The sequence below is a fragment of the Tsukamurella sputi genome (assembly GCF_007858445.1).
Taxonomy (GTDB): domain Bacteria; phylum Actinomycetota; class Actinomycetes; order Mycobacteriales; family Mycobacteriaceae; genus Tsukamurella; species Tsukamurella sputi.
This window is the reverse complement of the sequence record NZ_VIGV01000013.1, coordinates 38,809-59,093: the sequence shown is the minus strand read 5'-3', so window position 1 is coordinate 59,093 and position 20,285 is coordinate 38,809. Positions and strand designations below refer to the sequence as shown.

Annotated in this window: 16 protein-coding genes; 11 read left to right on the top strand and 5 right to left on the bottom strand. The window is 70.1% G+C overall.

Going from position 1 to position 20,285, the window contains the following annotated elements; genetic code table 11:
• Position 1: 1 nt before the first annotated feature.
• From FK268_RS21835 to FK268_RS21825, 3 genes are read left to right on the top strand one after another with little or no spacing between them, the layout of a single operon-like run.
• Positions 2-1,318 (top strand): aspartate aminotransferase family protein, encoded by a 1,317-nt coding sequence (locus FK268_RS21835; protein WP_146437563.1) that lies wholly within the window; start codon positions 2-4, stop codon positions 1,316-1,318.
• Positions 1,315-2,811 (top strand): CoA-acylating methylmalonate-semialdehyde dehydrogenase, encoded by a 1,497-nt coding sequence (locus tag FK268_RS21830; protein ID WP_146437562.1) that lies wholly within the window; start codon positions 1,315-1,317, stop codon positions 2,809-2,811. The genes FK268_RS21835 and FK268_RS21830 overlap by 4 nt, the downstream gene beginning before the upstream one ends.
• Before the next feature lie 20 nt (positions 2,812-2,831).
• Positions 2,832-4,355 carry an NCS1 family nucleobase:cation symporter-1 gene (locus FK268_RS21825; protein WP_231707213.1) on the top strand — a complete coding sequence of 508 codons (1,524 nt, stop codon included), beginning with the start codon at positions 2,832-2,834 and terminating at the stop codon, positions 4,353-4,355.
• A gap of 39 nt (positions 4,356-4,394) precedes the next feature.
• On the opposite strand, the gene deoD is transcribed toward FK268_RS21825, so the two are convergent.
• From deoD to FK268_RS21810, 3 genes are all read right to left on the bottom strand, one after another.
• A complete protein-coding gene (gene deoD, locus FK268_RS21820; protein WP_146437561.1) occupies positions 4,395-5,102 on the bottom strand; it encodes a purine-nucleoside phosphorylase in 708 nt (235 codons plus the stop codon).
• An 82-nt stretch (positions 5,103-5,184) separates the two neighbouring features.
• Complete coding sequence (locus FK268_RS21815; RefSeq protein WP_146437560.1) at positions 5,185-5,529, bottom strand: metallopeptidase family protein; 345 nt, start codon at positions 5,527-5,529, stop codon at positions 5,185-5,187.
• 3 nt (positions 5,530-5,532) lie between these two features.
• Entirely contained in the window at positions 5,533-6,537 is a 1,005-nt protein-coding gene (locus FK268_RS21810; protein WP_146437559.1) for a septum formation family protein, read from the bottom strand.
• Between the two features lie 86 nt (positions 6,538-6,623).
• Between FK268_RS21810 and serS the strand changes: the two genes are divergently transcribed.
• Together serS and FK268_RS21800 are read left to right on the top strand one after the other, a co-directional pair.
• Entirely contained in the window at positions 6,624-7,877 is a 1,254-nt protein-coding gene (gene serS, locus FK268_RS21805; protein ID WP_146437558.1) for a serine--tRNA ligase, read from the top strand.
• A gap of 95 nt (positions 7,878-7,972) precedes the next feature.
• On the top strand, positions 7,973-8,857 hold the full coding sequence (locus FK268_RS21800) for an oxygenase MpaB family protein (protein WP_146437557.1): 885 nt from the start codon (positions 7,973-7,975) through the stop codon (positions 8,855-8,857).
• Here FK268_RS21800 and FK268_RS25135 read toward each other — a convergent pair whose 3' ends face one another.
• Together FK268_RS25135 and FK268_RS21790 are read right to left on the bottom strand one after the other, a co-directional pair.
• Positions 8,858-10,426 carry a roadblock/LC7 domain-containing protein gene (locus FK268_RS25135; RefSeq protein WP_231707212.1) on the bottom strand — a complete coding sequence of 523 codons (1,569 nt, stop codon included), beginning with the start codon at positions 10,424-10,426 and terminating at the stop codon, positions 8,858-8,860.
• Positions 10,423-12,012, bottom strand: coding sequence for a Rieske 2Fe-2S domain-containing protein (locus FK268_RS21790; protein WP_146437556.1), 1,590 nt, complete (start codon positions 12,010-12,012; stop codon positions 10,423-10,425). The genes FK268_RS25135 and FK268_RS21790 overlap by 4 nt, the downstream gene beginning before the upstream one ends.
• Positions 12,013-12,113: 101 nt before the next feature.
• On the opposite strand from FK268_RS21790, the gene FK268_RS21785 reads away from it, so the two are divergent.
• The 6 genes from FK268_RS21785 (at position 12,114) to FK268_RS21760 (ending at position 20,261) form a co-directional block, all read left to right on the top strand.
• Positions 12,114-12,878: a lysophospholipid acyltransferase family protein gene (locus FK268_RS21785; RefSeq protein WP_146437555.1), complete on the top strand. Its 765-nt coding sequence runs from the start codon at positions 12,114-12,116 to the stop codon at positions 12,876-12,878.
• Positions 12,871-13,719 (top strand): HAD family hydrolase, encoded by an 849-nt coding sequence (locus FK268_RS21780; RefSeq protein ID WP_146437554.1) that lies wholly within the window; start codon positions 12,871-12,873, stop codon positions 13,717-13,719. Before FK268_RS21785 ends, FK268_RS21780 begins: the two co-directional genes overlap by 8 nt.
• Before the next feature lie 67 nt (positions 13,720-13,786).
• Positions 13,787-14,677: a type IV toxin-antitoxin system AbiEi family antitoxin gene (locus tag FK268_RS21775; RefSeq protein ID WP_146437553.1), complete on the top strand. Its 891-nt coding sequence runs from the start codon at positions 13,787-13,789 to the stop codon at positions 14,675-14,677.
• A 220-nt stretch (positions 14,678-14,897) separates the two neighbouring features.
• Positions 14,898-17,042, top strand: a complete 2,145-nt coding sequence (locus FK268_RS21770) for a SpoIID/LytB domain-containing protein (RefSeq protein ID WP_146437552.1) — start codon at positions 14,898-14,900, stop codon at positions 17,040-17,042.
• 58 nt (positions 17,043-17,100) lie between these two features.
• On the top strand, positions 17,101-18,309 hold the full coding sequence (glf, locus tag FK268_RS21765) for a UDP-galactopyranose mutase (protein WP_146437551.1): 1,209 nt from the start codon (positions 17,101-17,103) through the stop codon (positions 18,307-18,309).
• Positions 18,306-20,261: a glycosyltransferase gene (locus tag FK268_RS21760; RefSeq protein WP_166443518.1), complete on the top strand. Its 1,956-nt coding sequence runs from the start codon at positions 18,306-18,308 to the stop codon at positions 20,259-20,261. The genes glf and FK268_RS21760 overlap by 4 nt, the downstream gene beginning before the upstream one ends.
• Positions 20,262-20,285: the final 24 nt, after the last annotated feature.

The following is a 20,285-nucleotide window of genomic DNA, read 5'->3' as shown; positions in this document are numbered from 1 at the left end:
CGTGGCCACCGACACTGCGGACCTGGATCGTCGCGCGTACGAGCTGGATCGCGACTTCGTCTTCCACTCGTGGTCGGCGCAGGCCGCGCTCGACCCGATGGTGATCAGCGGCGCGCTCGGTACCCGGGTGTGGGATGGTTCCGGGCGCAGCTACCTCGACTTCTCCAGTCAGCTGGTCAACGTCAACATCGGGCACCAGCACCCGAAGATGCTGCGCGCGATCGCCGATCAAGCGGCGCAGTTGTGCACGGTAGGGCCGTCCGTCGCCAATCTGGCGCGCGGTGAGGCGGCTCGCAGGATCGTCGGGCTGGCGCCCGAGGGCTTTACCAAGGTCTTCTTCACCAATGGCGGCGCGGATGCGGTGGAGAACGCGATCCGCATGGCGCGCTTGCACACCGGGCGCACCAAGGTTCTCAGTGCCTACCGTTCCTATCACGGCAACACCGGATCGGCCGTCGTGGCGACCGGTGACTGGCGACGCCTGCCGAACGAGTACGCGAACGGCCACGCGCACTTCCACGGTCCGTACCTGTACCGTTCCGAGTTCTGGGCGCAGACGCCGGAGCAGGAGTGCGAGCGTGCGCTCGCGCACCTGGAGCGTACGGTCGTCGTCGAGGGCCCGAACAGTGTGGCGGCGATCCTCTTGGAGTCCGTACCCGGCACTGCCGGAGTGCTCGTGCCGCCGCCCGGATATCTGGCGGGCGTGCGGGAGATCGCCGACCGCCACGGCATCCTGCTCATCCTCGACGAGGTGATGGCCGGCTTCGGCCGGACCGGCGCGTGGTTCGCGCACACCCGGCACGGGGTGCGGCCGGACCTCATCACTTTCGCCAAGGGCGTCAACTCCGGGTATGTGCCGGTCGGTGGCGTCGTGATCGGCGAGGCCATTGCGAAGACCTTCGACGACCGGGTCTTCCCCGGCGGCCTCACGTACAGCGGCCACCCGCTGGCGTGCGCGTCCATCGTGGCGGCGCTCGATGCGATGGTCGAGGAGGGAGTCGTCGAGAACGCTGCCCGCATCGGTCGAGACGTGCTCGGCCCCGCGCTGCGCGCCCTTGCCGACGACTGCCCGTTGATCGGTGAAGTGCGCGGTGAGGGCGTCTTCTGGGCCCTCGAACTCGTTGAGGACCGCACCACCCGTGCGCCGCTACGTACCGACCGGCTGGCCCGGATCAAGGCCGGCCTGATCGCCGGCGGGCTCCTGCCGATGGTGGCCGACAACCGGATCCATGTGGTCCCGCCGTGCACCGTCACGGATTCCGAGGTCGCCGAGGCGATCGCGATCTACCGCTCCGTCCTGATGGGAGAACACCGATGACCGTCACTATCCTTGATCACCTCGTCGCCGGTCGGCCGTGGGCCGGCGCCTCGACCCGCACCGCGCCCGTGTACGACCCGGCCCTCGGTGTGGTCAGCACCGAGGTGCGGCTCGCGTCCGCCGCCGACGTCGACGCTGTCGTGGCGCAAGCCCGGGCCGCCCAGGTGGATTGGGGCGAGGCATCGGTCGCCCGCCGCTTGGACGTGCTGTTCCGGTTCCGCGAGCTCCTCACCACCCGTCGCGACGAGCTGGCGCAGATCCTTACCGCCGAGCACGGCAAGGTGCTCGCCGACGCCGCGGGCGAGATCGCCCGCGGGATCGAGGTTGTCGACTTCGCGCTCACCATGCCGCACCTGAACAAGGGCGAGTTCACCCAGAACGCGTCCACCGGCGTCGATGTGTACTCGGTGCGCGAACCGCTCGGGGTGGTCGGCATCATCAGTCCGTTCAACTTCCCGGCCATGGTGCCGCTGTGGTTCTTCCCGCTCGCCATCGCCGCCGGGAACGCCGTGGTGCTCAAGCCGAGCGAGAAGGATCCGTCGGCCTCGAACTGGTTGGCCGCTCTGCTGCACGAGGCCGGCTTGCCGCCCGGGGTGATGAACGTGGTGCACGGCGACAAGGAGGCCGTCGATGCGCTGCTGGTGCACCCCGGTGTGGCGGCGATCTCGTTTGTCGGCTCCACTCCCATCGCGCAGTACGTGTACCAGCAGGCGACCGCGGCGGGGAAGCGAGTACAGGCGCTCGGCGGCGCCAAGAACCACATGCTCGTGCTGCCGGACGCCGATCTGGACCTTGCCGCCGACGCCGCGGTGAACGCCGGATTCGGCAGTGCGGGTGAGCGGTGCATGGCGGTATCCGCACTCCTGGTAGTCGATTCGGTGGCCGACGCACTGATCGAGCGGATCCGCACACGCATGGCGGCCCTGCGCACGGGCGACGGCCGACGGGGGTGCGACATGGGTCCCCTGATCACCGCCGCGCACCGCGACCGCGTGTCCGGATACATCGACGTGGCCGCCGCCGATGGCGCCACCGTCGTCGTCGACGGGCGCGGCGGCGAGTTCGACGGTGCTGCCGACGGCTTCTGGCTCGGCCCCACCCTGCTCGACCGGGTCCCGCTCGACTCCGCTGCCTACCGCGACGAGATCTTCGGCCCGGTGCTGTCGGTGATCCGGGTGTCCGGGTTCGCCGAAGCGATCGACATCATCAACGCCTCGCCCTACGGCAACGGCACCGCGATCTTCACCAATGACGGCGGCGCCGCCCGCCGCTTCCAACGCCAGGTCCAAGTGGGCATGATCGGGATCAACGTCCCGATCCCGGTTCCCGTGGCCTACTACAGCTTCGGCGGTTGGAAAGCGTCGATGTTCGGTGACTCGAAGGCCTACGGCGCTGCCGGCTATGCCTTCTTCACCCGCGAGAAGGCCGTCACCTCGCGCTGGCTGGATCCCAGCCACGGCGGCATCAACCTCGGCTTCCCCCAGAACGACTGACCGAACGACAGGGGCCCGTCATGTCCGAGAAGGTAACCGCGCCCGCCGGTTCGGCACTGTTGAACGCCGATCTCGCACCCACCACCAAGGAGAACGCGACCTGGAAGTCGTGGGACCTGTTCTGCCTGTGGATGACCTCGGCGCACAGCCTGGGCAGCTACGGATTCGCCGTCGGCATGCTGGCGCTCGGTCTGAGCGGTTGGCAGACCGTGGCAGCGTTGTTCGCCGGCGTGCTCATGCTGTGGGCCGGGTCGAACCTGATCGGCGTGGCCGGGCAGAAGGTCGGCGTGCCCTTCCCCGTGTTCGCCCGCGCCACCTTCGGCATCTTCGGCGCCAACATTCCCGCGCTGCTGCGCGGCCTGGTCGCCGTGTTCTGGTACGGCATCCAGACCTACCTCGCGGCGCTCGCAGTGATCGCGCTCATCGTGCGGATCTGGCCCGCCGCCGAGGCGTGGACGCACGGAGGCTTCCTCGGACAGAGCCCGCTCGGATGGATCGTGTTCATGAGCCTGTGGGTGGCGCAGCTGCTGATCCTGTCCTACGGCATGGACATCGTCCGCCGGGTCTCGGACTTCGCGGGGCCGGTGGTGTGGATCGGGATGTTCGCGCTCGCGCTGTGGATGCTGAACAAGGCGGACTGGAGCATCGACTGGAACGCTCGTACCGGATCCCCGCTCTCCGGGCCCAGCACCGTAGCGGCGTTCGTGGCCGTCGCTTTCCTCATGGTGGCATTCATGGCCGGACCTCTCGTGAACTACGCCGACTTCGCCCGGCTGTCGCCCTCTACGCGCGCCATCCGGCGCGGGAACGCGCTCGGGATCCCGCTCAACGAGACCGCCTTCGTGTTGATCTCCCTGGTGATCTCGCTGTGCTCGCTGAAGGTCTTCGGCGACAGCTCGAAGGATCCGGTGGCGCTGGTATCGGAGATCGACTCCGACGTCGTCGTCGTGATCGCCGCGCTCCTGTTCGCGATCGCCACCGTGGGGATCAACGTGGTGCTGAACTTCGTCTCGCCGTCCTACGACATCAGCAACGTTGCACCCAAGTACATCTCCTTCCGGACCGGCGGGATCATCACCGCCGTGCTGTCCATCGTCGTGCTGCCGTGGAAGGTGTGGGGCAGCGAGACCGCGGTGGTGTACTTCCTCGGCGGTGTGGGGGCGCTGATGGGACCGGTGTTCGGCATCCTGGTGGTGGACTACTACCTGATCCGCAGACAGGGCACGCGGATCGCCGACCTGTACTCCACCCGCCCCGACGGCTCCTACTACTTCGTTCGCGGCGTCAATCCCGCAGCGGTGGCGGCCCTGGTGATCTCCGGGGCGGTGGCGGTGGTGATCGCCCTCGTACCGAGCTCGCAGTACGTGACGGCGCTGAGCTGGCCGATCGGAGCGGCCCTCGGCGCGGTGCTCGTCCTCGTGCTGACACCGTTCCTGGGCGGTAGCGGCCGGACCCCGGACCCGGAGACGGTGGCTGCCCCGCCGCAACCGCCTCGGGAGCCCGAGGACGATGCGGGAGCGCCGGCGCAGGGAACGCCGGCGTGAGCCGACGCCCCGTCGCACCTGGACCCGATGGGGTAGTGGTCAGCTGAAGGCGGCCTCGATCGCGATGGCGGCCGCGGCGGCGAAACCGTTCTCCCGGTCCTCGGGCGGCATCGCCTCCTCCCGGAACATGTGATCGGTCACCGTCAGGACGGTGAGTGCCTCGCGCCCCTCCGCTGCGGCGACGGCGTAGAGGGCGGCGGTCTCCATGTCGACCCCGAGGACGCCGTGATCGCGCAGGCCCTCGTGCAGGCCCGGGCGGGCCAGGTAGAAGTGGTCCGAGGAGTACACGGACCCGATCCGGGCCGGTGTGCCCGCCCGCTCGGCGGCGTCCGCCGCGGCGCGGAGCAGGGGGTAGGACGCCGCCGGCGCGAACCGCACGCCGGGGATGCGCGGGTCGTTGATCGCGGAATCGGTGTGCGCGGCGGTCGCGATGATCACGTCGCCGAGGGCCATGTCGTCCTGGTACCCGCCCGACGTGCCCACCCGGATGATCCGCCGCACGCCGTACTCGCGGAACAGCTCCGTCGCGTAGATGGTCATGGTGGGCAGGCCCATGCCGGAGCCCATGACCGAGATCGCCCGCCCACCGACGGTGCCGGTGTAGGCCTCCATGCCGCGCACCTCGTTGACCAGACGGGCATCGTCGAACAGCGTCTCCGCGATGCGGCGGGCGCGCCGCGGGTCGCCCGGCATGAGGACGGCGGGCGCGTAGTCACCGGGGGCGGCGGAGTTGTGCGGAGTCGGCATGGTGCTCCTATCGAAAAGTGTTCAGGCCCAGACCGGGTCGTGGAGTCGGTGGCGGCGGTTCCGGAGGTTGGAACCCGTCCGGTCAGGCCCAGCCCAGGTCGTGGAGTCGGTGGTCGTCTATTCCGAAGTGATGGCCGATCTCGTGCAGCACGGTCACGCGGATCTCGTGACGCAGCTGCTCCTCGGTGTCGCAGATGTCCATCAGCGCCTCGCGGTAGATGGTGATGGTGTCGGGCAGGGTGCCCACGTAGTTCCAGTCCCGCTCGGTGAGCGCGATGCCCTCGTAGAGGCCGAGCAGCGTGGGCTCCTCCTCGTTGCGGTCGCGCACCAGCACGACCACGTTGTCCATGGCCTTGGCGAGCTCGGGCGGGACGTCGTCGAGGGCGTCGGACACCCACTCCTGGAAGGCGCGCCGGGAGACGTGCACGGCTTACCGGCCGGGAGTGGGAGCCGGGGCGGGCGCGCCGGGCAGGGTCGGCATGACGGGCTTCTTGCCGTCGATGAGCAGGTCGGGGGACTTCGCGGAGCCGGTGATCGGGGTGAACGTCCGCCCGTCCTTCGACGAGGCGAGGAAGCAGATCACCGATCGCGAGCCCGCGGTCCAGGACGGCTGCGAGAGCGTGTTCCACGCCAGTTGCAGACCGGACTTGCGGAATCCGTCCTGCGAGCCGAACCACCCCGTCGTCCGCGACGGGCAGATCCGCTCCAGGTAGTCCTTCTGCTGCCGCTCGGTGGGCCACGAGGCGTCGGGGAAGGCCTGGCGCATGTCGATCACGGCGGTCACCTCGATGCCGTGCGGCTGCGCGCAGCCGACGGGGCCGGTGAACTGCCCGCGGTTGTCGAGGCCGATGCAGGTGCCCGGCGGCCAGGTCAGCGACTTGTCCTGGTTCACGACCCTGCCCTGGACCTCCTGCGGCTCGCCGGCCCCGTCGGACACCTGGATGCCGCAGCGCATCGTCCGATCGCCGGACTCCCAGGCCTTCTCGCCGGGCGCGAGCAGACCCATCTGGAACCGGCCCTTCGGATCGAGCCGGGTACCGAGGTACTCCGTGACGACCGGCGGGCAGAGCTGATCGCGCTGCGCCTCGATCACCGATTGGGAGGGATAGGGCGCGTTCTCCGGCAGGGTGCGCGCCGGCTCGCCGGCCACCTCGAACTTGTGCGGCTGGAGGCAGTCGACGGGGGCCATGACCGTGGGGTCCTTGTCCCAGGTCAGGCAGGTTCCGGGCTTGGAGCGGGCGAGCGTGGTGCCCGCGGCCGCGAGCCGGGGCGCCTTCTCCTCGTTCTTGGGCTCGAAGGCGCCGGTGAAGTACAGGCCCGCGCCGATCGCGAGCGCACCCACGATCACCGCGGCCAGAACGACGCGCACGGGCAGGGCTCCGGCGCGGCCGGTCTTCTCGGCGGGCGCGGGCTGGGTATCGGTGTCATCGGCCATCACCTCCCATCATGCCTGGCCCGGGCTGCGACGGGCGCGCGGATATCGATTGGGGTGGCGCGACGGTGCCGTAATAGGCTGGTCGGGTGATCGACGTCAAGCTGGTACGCGAGAACCCCGACCGTGTGCGCGCCTCGCAGCGCTCCCGTGGAGAGGACCCGGCGCTGGTCGACGCCCTGCTGTCCGCGGACGCGGACCGTCGGGCTGCGGTCCTGGCGGCCGACACCCTGCGGGCCGAGCACAAGGCATCGTCGAAGTCGATCGGCAAGGCGGCGCCCGAGGACCGCAAGGCCCTGGTGGCCGCGGCCGCCGAGCTGGCCGCGAAGGTCAAGGAGGCCGAGGCCGCCCAGGCCCGCGCCGACGAGGTCTTCGACGAGGTGGCGCGCAAGATCGGCAATGTCATCATCGACGGTGTGCCGGCCGGCGGCGAGGACGACTTCGTCGTCCTCGAGCACGTGGGCGAGATCCCGGAGATCGAGAACCCCAAGGACCACCTGGAGCTCGCCGAGGGGCTCGGCCTGCTCGACATGGAGCGTGGTGCGAAGGTATCGGGCTCGCGGTTCTACTTCATGAAGGGCCACGGCGCGCTGTTCCAGATGGCTCTGCTGCAGCTCGCCGTGCAGAAGGCCGTGGCGAACGGCTTCACACTGATGATCCCGCCCGTGCTGGTCAAGCCCGAGGTCATGGCGGGCACCGGCTTCCTCGGCGCGCACGCCGACGAGATCTACCGCCTCGAGGCCGACGACCTGTACCTCGTGGGCACCTCGGAGGTGCCCCTGGCCGGCTACCACATGGACGAGATCCTCGACCTGTCGAACGGTCCCGTCCGCTACGCCGCGCAGTCGAGCTGCTTCCGGCGCGAGGCCGGCTCGTACGGCAAGGACACCCGCGGCATCATCCGCGTGCACCAGTTCGACAAGATCGAGATGTTCGTCTACTGCAAGCCGGAGGACGCGGAGGCCGAGCACCAGCGCCTCCTGAACTGGGAGAAGGAGATGCTCGCGGCCGTCGAGGTGCCCTACCGGGTGATCGACGTCGCGGCGGGCGACCTCGGTTCGTCGGCGGCGCGCAAGTTCGACAGTGAGGCCTGGGTGCCGTCGCAGGGCCGCTACCGCGAACTCACGTCGACCTCGAACTGCACCACCTTCCAGGCGCGGCGGCTCGGTATCCGCTACCGCGACGAGGACGGCCGGCCGCAGATCGCCGCGACCCTCAACGGCACCCTGGCCACCACGCGCTGGCTCGTCGCGATCTGGGAGAACCACCAGCAGCCCGACGGATCCGTGCGCGTCCCCGCAGCGCTGCAGCCGTTCATCGGCACGGATGTGCTCCGGCCGTAGGAATGGCCGCACATCGGCGGCACCGACGGCAGCTTGATGTGAATGAATGTTCACAAACTCTTGCGATCGCGTGTGACGTGGTTCACGATAGGTTCATGACTGATTTCTATCGCATGCGGCGGCGGACGCCGGAGACCCTGGACGATCTCGTGACCCTGGCCGGACTGTCGAACAACGCTGCCAACGTGGTGATGCAGCTGGCGATCCCCGGCGTCGGGCACGGCGTGCAGGAGAGCCGGGTGGCCTCGGGAAGGGTCGTCGACCGGCCGTTCAAGCGGGCGCGGACGACGACGCAGTACCTCGCCGTCGCGCTGTACGGCTCCGAGCGGGACCGGTCGGCGTACCGTCGGGCGATCGCGGCGGTGCACGCGCACGTCCACTCCACCGAGAAGAGCCCGGTCCGGTACAGCGGCAACGCCCGCAAGCTGCAGCTCTGGGTGGCCGCGTGCCTGTTCTACTACTACATCGACCAGTACCAGCTGCTCTACGGGGCGCTGGACGAGCCGACCCTCGACCGCCTGACCGCCGACGCCGTCACGCTGGCCACCGGCGTGAACCTGACCGCCGAGGAGTGGCCGGCCACCTGGGCCGAGTTCACCGCGTACTGGGAGTCCTCGCTCGACGACGTCGCGATCGCGCAGCCCGTGCGTGACTACCTCGAGGACCTCGCGACGCTCGACTTCATCAAGGAGCCGATGGGGCCCGTCGGCGTGGTCCTCGCCGGGCTGCTGGGCCGACCGTTCCGGTTCTTCACCCGCGGCACGGTCCATCCGCGCATCCGCGAGGCGATGGGCTGGACCTGGTCGGACGCCGAGCAGCGCCGCCTCGAACTCCTCATGCGTGTGGTGCGCGTGGCCGACCGCTTCTACCCCGCGAGCCTGCTCTACCGCGGCCACCTCGTCGACCTGCGCGCCCGCCTCGCCCTGGGGCTCGACCCCCTCGGCCGCACGCGACTCGACGAGGGTGCCCGAGCAGCCTGATCAGACCTCGATCTGCTCCGCGAGCTTGGTGAGGCGGAAGCGGGCCATCGCGAGGTTGGCACGCGAACGGTCGAGGACCAGGTAGAGGAACAGATCGTCGGAACCCTGATTGATCGGGCGCACGATCTGGTACTGCGAGCCCAGGGTGATCAGGATGTCCTCGATGTGATCGTCGAGGTCCAGATCGCCGAGGGTGCGGCCCATGGCCTGCACCAGCGCCGAATTCCCTGCCGCCGCGATCTCGAGGTTGAAGTCGGCGGGATCGCCGGCCGTCGCGAGCGCCATGCCGCTCTGCGCGTCGACGAGCGCGACGCCCAGCGCACCGTCGATGTTCATGGCTTCGTTCAGGGACTCGTTGAATTCGGTCATGTCGCCGGGTTCCTTCCCTTCGTGCGGAGACTGCGCGTTCTGGAGATTCTGCAACGTCTCCGCGTCGACGTAGGTCTCATCGATCTGCGTGTACGGGAACGGGTCGATGGCGAGAGGCTCCGGCAGGGTCGGCGCGGCCTGCTCGGTGGGTGCTTCCGAGACGGGCGCGTCGGCGACGGATGCCGCGGTGGCGGTCTCCGGGGCGGTCTCGGTGGCGAGATCCCCGGCCGACGGTGCGTCGGCGGCGACCGCCGCGGTCGTCTCCGCGGTCGCTTCAGCGTTCTCGGCGGCGACGTCCCGGGCCTCGCCGTTATCCTCGCCGTCCTCCTCGGCGTGCTCCGCCAGGATCTCGTCGGCGGACTGCTGCGCCGGGACCTCGATGGGCTCGTCGGCCGGCACGTCGAAGGGCACGTCGGTCGCCGGCTCGGGCGCTGCCGTCTCGGCCGTCGGGGCCGCGTGCGCCTCGACGTCCACCACCTCGACATCGATGTACGACTCGTCGGGCTCGTCCAGCGTCTCGGTCGCCGGCTCGTGATGCTCCGCGAACGTCGCCTCCAGCGTCTCACCGTCCGCATGCGCCGACTGCGGTGCGGCATCGGACCACAGGTCCTCCGTGCGGCCCTCGGCGCGCGGCTCGAAGCGCGGCGGCGCGAACTGGTCGACGCCGCCGTCGAAGGCGGTGGCGGACGTGTTCGACGCGGTCTGCGGCCCCGTCGACGCGCTGTAGCCGAACCCGCCGACCACACCCGCCTCGAACGTGTCCGACGCGGGCTGCACCCCCTGGAAGGTCTCCGAGGTCAGCGGGTCGGTCAGGGGATCGGGCTTGGTCCGCGGCGCGTCGGGTGCGGGGCTGCCGGGCTGCGGGAACGACGGTGCCGCGAGGCCGGCCAGCGGGTCCGACGATCCCGGGCCCGGAGTGCCCGGGGCGGCCGGCGGCGCGCCGGCAGCGGCCCGGGCGGCCTCCTTCGCCGCGACCTGCACCTCGGGCGGCGGGATCACCCGCGGCCGGCGCGGAGCCTGCGGCGCCGCTCCCTGCGGAGCCTGCCCCGGAGGCGGGCCCTGCGGCGCACCGGCCGGGGGCACCGTCGGGGGAGCGGGCGGTGCGGCGGGCGCCGGACGCGAACCCATGCCCGTGTCGTGCACGCCGTAGTAGTCCTCGACGCGCTGCCGGTTGTTGCGCGGACGCCGTGGCCCGCTCACGACAGCTTCTTCGCTCGCAGCTCGTGGCCGCTCGACGTCAGGCAGCGGCCCGACTCGAGATCCCACTGCCAGCCGTGCAGGTTGCAGGTGAGCTTGCCGCCGTCGACCACGCCGAACTTCGACAGGTCCGCCTTGAGGTGCGGGCAGCGGCGCTGCACCTCCCAGCCGTCCAGCTCGGTGGATGCGGTGTCGTCGTGCGCCTCGGAGAACCAGCCGTCGGCGTAGGCGATCCGCTCGTCCGTGAGGCACTTGAAGAAGGTGTAGAGGAACTCGTTGTACCCGCCGATGCGCCACGTGGTGAAGCGCGTCGACAGGAAGATCGTGTTCACCCAGTCCGGCTCGTCGTCGCGCAGCACGGTGCGCACCAGCTCGGCGGCGATGCGGAAGCCGTACCGGTACTTGCCGTCGCCCTCCTGCGGCGCGCGCACGATGCGCTGCGGGAAGTCGAGCACCACGGTCTCCACGGAGCCGTCGGCCGAGGCCATCTCCAGCCCGACCGGATAGCCGATACCATCGCTGATCAGCGCGGACGCCTGCATGATCGGCTCGAACTTGGCCTTGAGGGCGGGGAGGAGCGGCGCACCGTCGTCCTTGGCCCAGGTGGCCTTCTCGGCCTCCAGGACCGGGGCCTGCCGCTCCGCGAAGGCGTCCAGGTAGGCCGTCTTGTTCTCGAAGATGTCCATCACCTCGGCCTCGGGGACCGGGTGCGTGAGCGAGACGAGCTCCTTGCCGCGGAACTCGCCGACGGTGCCGGGGATCATCAGCAGGCCCCCGTCGTTGCCGTTCTTGCGCATCTCCTCGAGGAAGGTGATCTGGTCCGGGAAGATGTTCGACGGGTCGCCGCCGATCGTCTCGCGGTCCACCCGGCTCTCGTCGTTGAGGTAGCGCAGCTCGGGGTCGAGGAAGGCGGGCGGGCCCGCCGACGGCACGACCCAGGTGCCGGCCACCTGGTCGACGTAGCTGCGGGCGCGGTCCATGCCGCGCTGGCGCTTCTGCTCGGCGAAGCGGCGCTTGGAGCCCTTCGGCATGTCGTAGACCATCGGGTACCAGATGGCGCCCGAGTACTGCAGCAGGTGCACGTCGACGCCGCCGAACTCGTCGAGCACCTCCATGTCGACGGGGCGGGCGTCGTTCATGTTGAACAGCACCGTCTCACCGTCGGAGACGACGAGGCCCGAGTCGCCGATGGGGCCGTCGGCGGGGGCGCGCAGCGCGATGATCATCACGTCCAGGTCGCCCTTGGGGCCGCTGATCGTGTGCTTCACCGAGTCCTGCGTCTCGAAGAACTTCGTGAAGCCCAGCTTCTCCAGCTCGCGCCGCAGGTCCGGCACGGGGTAGTCGGGCAGCAGGACGGTGGCGTCCTTGCTGACGTTCTCCGCGAGGTTGCGCGCGTCGAAGTGGTCCCGGTGCAGGTGGGAGACGTAGAGGTAGTCGACGTCGCCGAGCGCCTTCCAGTCCAGCTGCGTGTTGTCCGGGAAGGGGAACCACGACGCGAAGTACGCGGGGTTCACCCACGGATCACACAGGATGGTGCCTGCGGCGGTGGAGACGTGGAAACCCGCGTGCCCGACGCTGGTGACCTGCACAGTGGAGCCTTTCGCCTGTGTTCGTTACCGCTACAGCCTAATGGGCGCCCGAGCGCCCGGCTGACACACCGCGGACTCGGGTCCGCGGCTACGCTGGCGGTGTGGAACCCGTCTACGGAACGATTCTCGAAGTTGCCCGCGGTATGTGGGCCTTCCAAGGCATCAAGTTCACCGAGGTGGACTTCCATAAGTTCCCCCGTTCGGGCGGGGCTGTGGTCGCCATCAACCACACCGGCTACCTGGACTTCCCCTTCGCCGGGAAGCCCGCGTACGCGGCCGGTCGCCGCAAGGTGCGTTTCATGGCGAAGAAGGAGGTCTTCGACAACTCCAAGTCGGGGCCCATCATGCGTGCGCTCAAGCACATCCCCGTCGACCGTGAGGCGGGCGCGTCGGCGTACCAGGCGGCCGTCGATGCGCTCAAGGCCGGCGAGCTCGTGGGTGTCTACCCCGAGGCCACGCACAGCCGCAGCTTCGAGCTCAAGGGCTTCAAGTCCGGCGCCGCGCGCATGGCCATCGAGGCGAACGTGCCGATCGTCCCCGTCGTGGTGTGGGGCGCCCAGCAGATCTGGACCAAGGGCCTGCCCAAGAAGCTCGGCCGGAACAAGTTCCGCATCCTCATCGGCGTGTGCGATCCGCTCGACCCCGTCGGGCCGCCCGACGAGCTGACCGCGCGGCTCAAGGAGTCGATGCAGGCCATGCTGCTGCAGCTGCAGGATCTGTACGGCCCGCACCCGCAGGGCGAGCCCTGGGTGCCCGCGCGCCTCGGCGGCAGCGCGCCCACGCTGGAGGAGGCCGACGCAATGGACGCGGCCGATCTCGACGAGCGTCGTCGCGCCCGGGAGGACCGGCAGGCCGACGGTGCCTGACGGCGCCCCGGGCCTCGACGAGCTCGGGTCGGCGCCGCTGCTCGTCGCGAGCGACGTCGACGGCACGCTCGTCGACGATCACGAGCGGCTCACGCTGCGCACCCACGTCGCCGTGAACGCGGTGCGCGCTGCCGGCGGACACTTCGTGCTCGCCACGGGGCGCCCGCCGCGCGCCGTCGACCCGATCGCCGCGCAGCTGGACTTCGCGCCGCTCGCGGTGTGCGCGAACGGTGCGGTGCTCTACGACACCGGGTCGGGCCGGGTGGTCTCGGCGGCGCTGATGTCGCCGGAGCTGCTGGGGACCGTCGCCGAACTCGTCCGCCGGTACCTGCCCGGCGCGGGCTTCGCCGCGGAGCGGGTAGCACAGGGTGAGCACGACTCCGCGACGCCGCGGTTCGCCGCATCCACCGGGTACCAGCACGCCTGGCTCGAGCCCGACACCGTGACCGCCGCCGACGCCGAGGTGCTCGCGCATCCGGCGGTGAAACTGCTGGTCCGGCAGCCGGGGATGACCTCCGACGAGATGCACGCCCGCATCGCGCCGCACCTGAACGGCCTGGCCGATGTCACCTACGCCACGAACAACGGGCTCATCGAGTTCCACGTCCCCGGCGTCACCAAGGCCACGGGGATACGGCTGGCGATCGAGCACCTGGGGCTGACCGACGACGTCCGCACCGCCGCCTTCGGCGACATGCCCAATGACGCCGAGATGCTCCGCTGGGCCAGCATGGGCGTGGCCATGGGCAACGCCCACCCGCTCGCCCGCGGCGCCGCGAACGTGGTGACCGCCACCAACCTGGACGACGGTGTCGCCCGGGTGCTGGAGCGCTGGTTCTAGCTCCGGCACATCTTTTCAAGCGTTCTGCGACGGATCCGGGCCATGTCGTCGCAGAACGCTTGAAAAGATGTCGCCGGAGGATCCGTTCACCGCGCTGGTGCGTCCAATGGGTATGGGGATCCGCACGCGCCAACTGGTGCAGGTGCTGTCGCCGTACGAAGTTCGTGCGCAGTATCAGCAGGTGATCCGCGGTGTCCGAATACCCGCCGATCGGCCGGTGACCTTCCGCGACCGACTCGACGCCGTCCTCCTGCTGTACCCCGACGCCGTCTTCTGCGGGTGGACTGCGGCCGCGCTGCACGGCGCCGCCTACTGTGCGGATCGCCCCGTCGAGATCTGGCTGCCGAACCCTCGCCGTCGCCAGGGGGTGGTCATCCGCGGGGGCACGATGCCGCGCGAGGACGTGCTCGTCGTCCACGGCATCAGGATGACGAGTGGCGTTCGCACTTTCGTCGACATCGCGCGATTCACCGACGGCGACGATGCCGTCGTCGGAGCGGACCAGTGCCTCCGGGTGCGCGACGATGGACGATCCGTGACGACGGTGCGCGACGTCGGCGACTATCTCGATTCTCACGCGCACCTGCACCGATCCCGGCGGGTACGCGCAGTGCTCGCCGAGGCGGACGGTGGGGCGGAATCTCCTCCGGAGACCGTCACCCGGCTCCTACTGCACCGTGACGGACTCACCATGTTCCGGACGCAGGTCGCGATCGACCGCGGTTCCTACCGCCTGGATCTGGGCTCCGAAGAGTTCAAGGTCGCCGTCGAGTACGACGGCCGTGACCACGCCGACCCCGATCAGCAGGCGCTCGACGCGGCGCGGCGGAACACCCTGCGCCACGATCACGGCTGGGAAGTCATCGTCGTCACCAAGAAGATCCTCGCCGAAAGCGCTCACGACCTTCTCCGCCAAGTGCGATCCGCCCTTCGTGACCGCGGGAGGGCGGCTGCATGAACATCTTTCGAAGCGTTCTGCGATGGATCCGGGCCATCTTGTCGCAGAACGGTTCGAAAGATGTGGTCCTTCGCTCTGCGGTGCCGCCCGCACCTCTCGACATGTGACGCATGTGACGACTGTTGCTCACGTGACGATTGTTGCAGATGGTGTTAGTCTCGACCTCACGTTGAGCTTTGCCCGTTCGGGCACGGCTCACCTGTCGAGCTAAGGAGAAGCCATGCCCGTGTGGATCGACGGCGGTCCTCGTCGCCGCCGCGGACGGCGCACCGTCGCGCTCGCACTGCTTCCGGCCCTGGCCGTGGGCGGTGCCGCCGCGCTGCTCAGCACCACGAACATCGTCGGCGATCCGGAGCTGGCCGCCGGCAGCGACGTGACCTTCACCGGACAGGGCAACGGCCACGGCCGCGGCCTGGGCCAGTGGGGCGCGTTCGGCTACGCGAAGTCCGGCTGGAAGGCCGAGCAGATCGTCGCGCACTACTACGGCGGCTCCCAGCTCGCCCGCGCCGACGTGAACCTGCCCGTCCGCGTGCAGTTGACCACCCAGAAGACCGCCAACGTGCTGGCCCCGGCCGGTGCGAAGATCGGCGACCAGCCGGTGGCGGCGGGCCAGGCCGTCCGCCTCGAGGGCGGCAACGCCGTCATCACGACCGGCTGCGGTGGCCCCGTCATCAAGACGATCCCCGCCGGCGACGACACCGTCATCGCCCCGCTCAACGCGCAGGCGGGCCGCCCCGCGGGTGAGCTCCTGAAGTTCTGCGGCACGAACGCCACCTACCGCGGCGGCATCGCGGCCAAGGACGGCAAGGTCTTCAACGTGGTCAACATCGAGGACTACCTCCGCGGTGTGGTCCCCGTCGAGAGCAAGGTCGAGTGGGCCGATCAGGGCGGCTACGAGGCCCTGCGGGCCCAGGCCATCGCCGCCCGCTCCTACGCGCTGGCCGAGGGCTCCAAGCGCGGTGACCGCTACAACGACACCCAGGATTCCCAGGTCTACGGTGGCGCCGGCAAGGAGGACCCGCGTACCGACAAGGCCGTCGCGAGCACCGCGGGCCTGGTCATGGCGAAGAACGGCTACGCCGTGCCGACCGAGTTCTCCAGCTCGACGGGCGGCTGGACCGCCGGTGGCGAGTTCACCGCGGTCAAGGACGACGGCGACGTCGTCTCACCGTTCAAGAACTGGACCCAGAAGGTCCCCGCCGCGAAGATCTCGCAGGAGTTCGGCGTGGGCGAGCTGAAGTCGGTCCGCGTCCTCAAGGTGCAGTCGGCGCAGTCCGGCCGCGTCGAGGCGGTCGAGATCGTCGGCGCGAACCGCACCGTCACGGCGAAGGGCGACGAGGTCCGCAAGAAGCTGGGCCTGCGCTCCGACTGGTTCACGATCGACGGCCAGGCCCCGGCGTCGGCGCCCGCGCCCGGCGCCCCGAGCGCCCCGGGTGCGGCCTCCGCACCGTCGACCGCGACCCAGGCCCCGGTGCCCGGACGCGTGGTGGACCGGCCGATCGTCGCGGCTCCCGTCGACCCGTTCAACCCGGTCCCGACCGCGCCCAATGCAGCGCAGACCGCCCCGGAAGCGACCACCGCGACGGCCACCGCGCCGGCTGCCGGTGCCGTCGCGGCTGCTCCCGCGGCACCCGCCGCCCCCGCGGCTCCCGCCGTCCCGACGGTGCCCGGTGCAGCTCCCGCCGTGGCCGCTGCCGGTTCTCCCGCGGCGCCCGTCGCGCCCGCCGCCCCGGCTGCGCCTGCGGCTCCCACCGCGCCCGCAGCGCCGGGGATCCCCGGCATCCCCGCGCCTCCGGCCGCATCCGCCGCGGCACCGGTCACGCAGGCCGTCACCGGGAAGGCCGCCATCGAGGCCGCGTACGCCGCCGCGGGCGGCGAGAAGGGCACGCTGGGCCGCGCCGTCGCGAACCCGATCACCTTCCCGGACGGCTCGACGCTGCAGTCGTACCAGAACGGCACCATCTACTACACGAAGGCGAACGGCGCCCAGGTCGTTCCGTCCGGTGTCTCCGCACCTGCGACGCTGCTCAACTGGGCCACCGCCTTCGCCTCGGGCGGCGCTCCGAGTCTGCCGCCGCTGCCGCTGCTCAACCTGATCCCCGGCTGGGGCGACGTGCTCGGCATCAATCCGGCGGCGGGTTCGGCGCCGACCGGTGTGCCGGCCGTGCCCGTGACCCCGGGCGACACCGCTGCCGCGGCCCCGTCGGCCACCTCCGGTGCTCCCGCGGCCCCGTCCGCCCCGGCGGCGCCCGCAGCCCCGTCCGCTCCTGCGGCGCCTGCCGCCCCGTCGACTCCGGCGGCACCCGTGACCCCGGCGGGATCGACCCCGCTCGCGGTCCCGACGGTGCCGAACGCTCCTGCTTGATCACAGGGCCGGGCCGGGTGGCGTCATCCACGCCGCCCGGCCGGTACCCTGAACGTCCGTGGCAACCTCTTCTCCCCAGTCCTATGACCTGATCGTGGTGGGCTCCGGCTTCTTCGGCCTGACAGTCGCCGAGCGCACGGCCGCTGAGCTGGGAAAGCGGGTGCTGATCGTCGAGCGCCGCCCGCACCTCGGCGGCAACGCGTACTCGGAGGCCGAGCCCGAGACCGGCATCGAGATCCACAAGTACGGCGCGCACCTGTTCCACACGTCCAACGAGCGGGTGTGGGAGTACGTCAACAGGTTCACCGACTTCACCGGCTACCAGCACCGCGTCTTCGCGATGCACAACGGCCAGGCCTACCAGTTCCCGCTGGGCCTGGGCCTGGTCAGCCAGTTCTTCGGCCGCTACTTCACGCCCGACGAGGCGAAGGCGCTGATCCAGGAGCAGGCCGCGGAGTTCGACTCCAAGGAGGCGCAGAACTTCGAGGAGAAGGCGATCTCGCTGATCGGCCGTCCCCTGTACGAGGCCTTCATCAAGCACTACACGGCCAAGCAGTGGGAGACCGACCCGAAGAACCTGCCCGCGGGCAACATCACGCGCCTGCCCGTGCGCTACACCTTCGACAACCGGTACTTCAACGACACCTATGAGGGCCTGCCCGTCGACGGGTACACGGCGTGGCTCGAGAACATGGCCGCGTCGGACCTCATCGACGTGCGCCTGGACACCGACTGGTTCGACGTCCGCGACGAGGTCCGCGCCGCCAGCCCCGACGCCCCCGTCGTCTACACCGGCCCGCTCGACCGGTACTTCGACTACTCCGCGGGCCGCCTCGGCTGGCGCACCCTCGACTTCGAGACCGAGGTGCTCCCGACGGGAGACTTCCAGGGCACCCCGGTCATGAACTACAACGACGCCGACGTGCAGTACACGCGCATCCACGAGTTCCGCCACTTCCACCCGGAGCGCAAGGACTACCCGACCGACAAGACGGTCATCATGCGCGAGTACGGCCGCTTCGCGAACGACGACGACGAGCCCTACTACCCGATCAACACCCCGTCGGACCGCGAGATGCTCGCGGCCTACCGGGAGCTGGCCAAGCGGGAGGCGGCGGAGCGCAAGGTGCTCTTCGGCGGCCGGCTCGGCACCTACCAGTACCTCGACATGCACATGGCGATCGCCAGTGCGCTGTCGATGTTCGACAACACCCTGCGTCCGCATCTCGAAACCGGTGCCGCGCTCACCGAGGAGACCGCATCGTGACCGATCAGGCCAAGACCCTGCTGCAGCGCGTCATCCTGCCGCGCCCGGGCGAACCGCTCGACGTGCGCTCGCTGTACATCGAGGAGGCCGAGACCAACTCGCGCCGCTCGCACGCGCCCACCCGCACGTCGCTGAACATCGCGGGTGAGTCCGAGGTCAGCTTCGCCACCTACTTCAACGCCTTCCCGGCGTCCTACTGGCGCCGCTGGACGGTCCTGAAGGACGTGGTGCTGCGGATCGAGCTCAAGGGCACCGCCCGCGTGGACCTCTACCGCTCCAAGGTCGACGGTGCGCGCATCGCCCTGGGCGGCGGCTTGGTCCAGACCGACGCTACCGGCTACGGCGTCGCCGAATTCGGCACCGACCTCGGCCCGTTCGAGGACGGCGGCTGGATCTGGTTCGACGTCACCGCCGACAGCGACACCGAGATCATCTCCGCCGGCTGGTACGCCACCGTCGGCGAGGAGGGCCTGCCGGCCAAGCGCGTCACCGTCGGCATCCCCACCTTCAACCGGCCCGACGACGCCGTCGCCGCGATCGCGGCGCTGACCAGCGATCCGCTGGTCGACGAGGTGATCGACGCCGTGCTCATGCCCGACCAGGGCAACAAGAAGGTCATCGACCACCCGGACTTCGAGGCCGCGATCGCGCCGCTCGGCGATCGCTACCGCCGTTTCGAGCAGGGCAACCTCGGCGGTTCCGGCGGCTACGGCCGGATCATGTACGAGGCGCTGCGCCTGACCGACAGCCCGTACGTGCTGTACATGGACGACGACATCGCCATCGAGCCCGATTCGATCCTGCGCGCGCTGGCCTTCGCCCGCTTCGCGAAGTCCCCGATGCTCGTCGGTGGGCAGATGCTCAACCTGCAGGACCGCAGCCACCTGCACTGCATGGGCGAGGTCATCGACCGCAACTCCTTCATGTGGACTGCGGCGCCCTTCGTCGAGTACGACCACGACTTCTCGAAGTACCCGCTGAAGGACAAGGACTACAGCAAGAACCTGCATCGGCGCATCGACGTCGACGGCAACGGCTGGTGGATGTGCCTCATCCCGCGCGTCGCCGCCGAGGAGATCGGCCTGCCGATGCCCCTGTTCATCAAGTGGGACGACTGGGACTACGGCCTGCGCGCCGCCCGCGCCGGCTACCCCACGGCGACGGTGCCCGGCATCGCGATCTGGCACATGGCCTGGTCCGACAAGGACGACGCGATCGATTGGCAGGCCTACTTCCACCTGCGCAACCGGCTCGTCGTCGCCGCGATCCACCACGAGGGCAGCCCTCGCGGCATCATGACCAGCTCCATCAAGGCGCTCATGAAGCACCTGCTGTGCCTCGAGTACTCGACGGTCGCGATCCAGATCGAGGCGATGCGCGACTTCCTGCGCGGCCCCGAGGGCCTGTACGAGTTGCTGCCCACCGCGCTGCCGAAGGTCGCCGCGATGCGCAAGGAGTACCCGGACGCCGTGGTGCTGCCCAGCGCCACCGAGCTGCCGCGGACCTCCGGCCAGGCCACCGCCTTCGGCACGAGGATCCCGCTGAATCCGATCGCCAAGGTCACCACGCTGGCCAAGGCCGTGCGCAACAACCTGCGCCCGGCGGACCCGCGCAATCACGAGGTCCCGCAGGCCAACTACCCGCCGCTCGAGGCGCGTTGGTTCAGCCTGGGCCGGGTCGACGGGGTCACGGTCACCACCGCCGACGGCCGCGGCGTGGTCTACCGCCAGCGCGACCGGGAGAAGATGTTCGCGCTGATGCGCGAGAGCCTGGCCGTGCACCGCGAGGTGGATCGGCGGTTCGCCGAGATGCAGCAGCGCTACCGTGCGGCCTACACGGATCTGACCAGCCGCGAGGCGTGGTCGAAGATCTTCGAGCCCGAGCTGTCGGCGCCGGGAGCGGAGCGAGCGGGCGGGATCGACGCCGCATCCGAGAAGGAGACGACGAAGTGAGCAACGCCCCGGAGCAGGCCCTGA